General features: G+C 61.8%; 3 protein-coding genes and 1 pseudogene. 3 read left to right on the top strand and 1 reads right to left on the bottom strand.

Going from position 1 to position 4158, the window contains the following annotated elements; translation table 11 throughout:
* Window positions 1-71: 71 nt before the first annotated feature.
* Window positions 72-1574 (top strand): annotated as a pseudogene (locus tag QT222_RS05230) (DUF255 domain-containing protein); the annotation flags it as partial.
* Between the two features lie 74 nt (window positions 1575-1648).
* On the top strand, window positions 1649-2452 hold the full coding sequence (locus QT222_RS05225; RefSeq protein ID WP_491476533.1) for a TrmB family transcriptional regulator: 804 nt from the start codon (window positions 1649-1651) through the stop codon (window positions 2450-2452).
* 119 nt (window positions 2453-2571) lie between these two features.
* Here the strand turns inward: QT222_RS05225 and mptA are convergent, their stop codons facing one another.
* Window positions 2572-3498: a GTP cyclohydrolase MptA gene (gene mptA, locus QT222_RS05220; protein WP_004059769.1), complete on the bottom strand. Its 927-nt coding sequence runs from the start codon at window positions 3496-3498 to the stop codon at window positions 2572-2574.
* A 348-nt stretch (window positions 3499-3846) separates the two neighbouring features.
* On the opposite strand from mptA, the gene QT222_RS05215 reads away from it, so the two are divergent.
* Window positions 3847-4158, top strand: a 312-nt coding sequence (locus QT222_RS05215; protein WP_491476532.1) for a NifU family protein, incomplete at its 3' end; no start/stop codon positions are given.

The raw sequence follows: 4158 nt of genomic DNA, 5'->3' as shown, positions 1-4158 counted from the left end.
GGACAGGCGGAAAGTAGGGGGGTAGAAGGGCGTAAGATCGTCGGCAGCGTCAGGTGTGTATAAGGGACAGACCGCGCATCGCCGCGAACCTCAACGACGGGTTCGTGCCGATTCGGGTCGATGTGGACCGCCACCCGCGCATCCGCGAGCGATACAACATGGGCGGGTTCCCGTCGACGGTGTTTCTCGCGCCGGACGGCCACCCGATTACGGGTGCGACGTTCATCGGTCCGGAGGGGATGCGACAGGTCATCGACCGCGTCCGCGAAGTGTGGGAAAAGAAGGGGTCCGACGCCGGGCGAACCCCGCGCGCACTCGCTGGTGACCTCCCACCAGCGGGCGAAGTCTCGCCGCAAATCGAGGCGCACCTCGCCGGCCAATTGGAAGTCAACTTCGACGAATCCCACGGTGGATGGGGTGACGCCGCGAAGTTCCCACTTCCGCGGACCGTCGAGTTCGCCCTGAAACGCGACCAACAGCGCGCGCTCCGGACGCTCGATGCGATTCGTGACGGTCTATTCGACCCCGTCGAAGGCGGCTTTTTCCGCTACGCTGACGACGCGGCGTGGACAAAGCCGAATCGCGAGAAGACGCTGGAGTCGAACGCCGCACTTCTCCGAGCATTCGCCAACGGCTATCGGTACACCGGCGAGGAGGCGTACCGTGACCCCGCCGTCGAGACGGCCGAATTCCTCGTGGAGTCGCTGTGGACCGGGACCGGATTCGGTGGGAGCATGGGTCCCGCTTCGGGAACCGATTACTACCTCCTCGGGGCTGAGGGTCGTGCGAGTGCACCGGGACCACGAACCGACCTCACGGTCTACGCCGGCGGCAACGCCCTCGCAGTGGACGCCCTCTTGGTTCTCACCGGACTCACAGACCACGAACAGGCCCACGAGTTCGCCGCTCGAACCCTCGACCGAATCGGCGAAGACCTCGTCGAGGACGGCGTCGTGACGCACTTCCACTCAGGCGGCGACGTCGGCGAGTCGCTTCTCCTCGAAGACCATGCGCGTGTGGTCACCGCGGCCTGCCGCGCCCGGCAGGTACTCGGTGACGGCACCGTCGCAGGCGAGTCCTATCTCGACTTCGCCGCGGCAGTTGCAGACGCAGCCATCGATGAACTGTTCGTCGACGATTCGTTCCTCGACGGCCCTGCGAGCGGCGAGGCGCTTCTCTCGTCGCCGCTTCGCCCCCTCGACGGGAACGCCGAGATGGCGAACGCGCTTCTCGACCTCGCCGCGCTCACGGACAACGACACCTATCGAAACGTGGCCGAGACGACTATCGGCGCGTTCGCCGGCGCGTGGGACCGCATCGGCGTGCAGGTCGCCGAGTACGGGACCGCGGCGGCACGACTCCTTCGCGACCCGATTCTCATCGAACTCGGCGACGAGGCCTGGTCTGACCTTCACCGCGCCGCGCTCCGCGTTGCCGACCACGAGGCACTGGTCGTCCCCGAAGCCGATGTTACCGACGGTGTTGCCCGTGTCAGCTCTGGAACTACATCAGTGGAAGCAACCACTCCCGACGAGTTGATGCAGGCGGTCTCCTCAGTCACACCCGACGCCTAAGTAGAATTGATGCCAACACCAACCGGGTGTAAACATCCGGTTTGTTTATAACGGAGAAACGAGACGAACGGAGCATGACCAGTCTTCGAGACCTCGGGTTGTCCGAGTACGAAGCCCGTGCGTACCGAGCATTGCTGCGGACCGGTGCGACGACGGCGAAAGAATTGTCGCGTGCGAGCGACGTTCCGATGGGTCGGATTTACGACGTGCTGAACAGCCTCGAACAGTATCATCTCATCCGGAGTCAGGCGGCGAGTCGCCCGAAAAAGTACGTCGCTGTCGAACCGGACACGGCGCTCGACCGACTCCTCGAAAGCAAGCACCAGGAGTTAGAAGAGAAAGCAGAGCAGTACGAAAACGTCGTCGCGGAGTTGACCGACGAACTCGACGCCGCAGAGCCGGTTCACGACCAGTTCTGGACGGCCGCCGTCGGTGCAGACGAGACGATGGACCTGCTCGTCGAGCGGTTGGCAGCGGCCGACGACACGCTCATCATGGTTGCCGGAACGCCCTCGCCGCAGTTCGACCTCGGCACGCTCGGCGACCTCGTCGTCGAAGAACTCGAAGCAGCACTCGAACGAGGCGTCGAGATATCGCTCCTTATGTCACCGGACCTCGTCGACAGTCTTCCCGAGAGCGTCGGTCGGCGGTACATGAATCGGCTCTCGAAGCTCCCGAACTTCCACGTTCGGACGGCGGAGAATCTCACAGGCGTGTTCAACCTCAGCGACGACGTCGAAGTCTGTATCGAGGTTCACAACCCGCTCAACCCAGGACAGGCGTTTGCGATGATCGACCTGAAAGACCCCGACTTCGCCGCGGACCTTCGGTCGACGTTCGACCCGCGCTGGGAAGAGGCAACGCCGCTTCCGTTGTAATGCCACTCCCGCTGTAACGCTGCTCCCGTTGTAACGTCGCTCCCAATGTAACACCGACTTCGCTGTCGCGTTGCCACCGTCGAAATAGAACCCGAAAAACGCAGAAAAACGTAGAGACGTTAGACGTCGAGTTCGTCGCGGAGTCGCCCCAGCGTCACTTCGCGCTCTGCGTGCGCGTTGTGCTGGTGAATCGATTCGTCGTTCGACTGTTTCATGTGGACCACCGCGTCGTCATCGAGATGCTCGAACGAATCGACGGCCATCTCCGCCATCGACCGGACGCAGTCTTCGACGAACTTCGCGTTCGCGTGGGCGTGGTACGTCATGTGGTCTTCGTCCGGGCGCTTTGCGAGGTTGTAGATGCGTGCGGACATCGAATCACGGGCGATGTCGATCAGGTCGATCAGGTCGACATCCGGCGACCCTTCCGTTTCGACGGTGAGCGTCGCGTGGCCGCGCTGGGAGTGACCCGGTTGCGGGACCTTTTCGAGGAACTCCTCGATGGTGTCGTCGTCGACCGAGAGGTCTTGGAGCACGTCGCGGGCGCGGGAGGCGGACATTCCCTGCGAGCAGGGACAGACGGTCATTCCGACGACTTCTGCGCCGATCTCTTCGCGGGTTCCGTCCTCGGTAGCGGTCGCACTCGCAATGATCTGGGCGGTGCTTTGCGTGGAGAGACCGCTCGCGGGGGTGTCCTCGCGGACGACGAGTTCAGCGGTCATGCTGACCTTGGCGGTCGACGTGTAGTCGTGTTTCGCGAGGAGGCGCTCGGCGGCGTCGCCGCACATATCTTCGACGCGGTAGGCGGGTTCGGAGACCGCCGCTTCGAGCACCTCGTCGATGACCTGCATATTTCGGCTCATGTCGATGCCCTTGCGGCCTCCCGGAAGGTCGACGAAGACTTCGAACTCCGCCATCAAGACGAGGGGACGCTTTCCGTCGCGGGCGATCTTGACGAGCTTCTCGACGCCTGTGACGCCGACTTGGCTCAACCCGACGGTCACGTCCGGCTGAGAGGCCTGGACGTCAGGCAACTGGTGACTCATCGGCGAGTAAGAAGTGCTGTTGCTGATTAGTGCTTTCGATAGGGGAACGGAATCACGAGAAGAAACGGCAATGTGCGCTGGATTTTCTACCTAGAACGATTTTCGGGAGTAGTCTGGCTACCGAGTGTCGTTTCTGTGTCGTCACTGCCGTCACGACTGTCGCCGAGTAACCTGTCTCTCCTTGCCATTCTAAACCCAACAATCATCCAGCACCAATGATTCCGTGAGTAAGTTCGGTCCACTCGATTTCTGTAAAAGTGTACATTTCGCTGTTCTACTCGCGTTTACCTCCTCACCACAGAGATAACTGACACAACCTATATGTTCCAAGTCAACATAGGACATGGCATGAGTGCCGAAAGCCTCGAACGAGAAACGCGGAGCTATCTGAGCAATAACGTCCCGCAGATACAGGAACACGGCGGCTTCTTCGAGATACAAGACATCGACGAGGAGACCGGAGAAGTGACCGTCGCCATCGGCGGTGCGTGCTCCGGATGTGGTATCGCACCGATGACGATTAACGGAATCAAAAAACGACTGCCCGACCAACTCCCAGAGACTTCGAAAGAGGAAGGGATTAGGGCGGGCGGCCCGCGCGCCGGCGGGGTGCCAACCCAGACCAAAGATGCAGGCGAAATGGGGGAGGGAGGGAACCAA

This window comes from Haloferax sp. s1 (assembly GCF_058382125.1).
The sequence above is the reverse complement of the archived record's forward strand: the minus strand, read 5'-3'. Positions and strand labels throughout refer to the sequence as shown.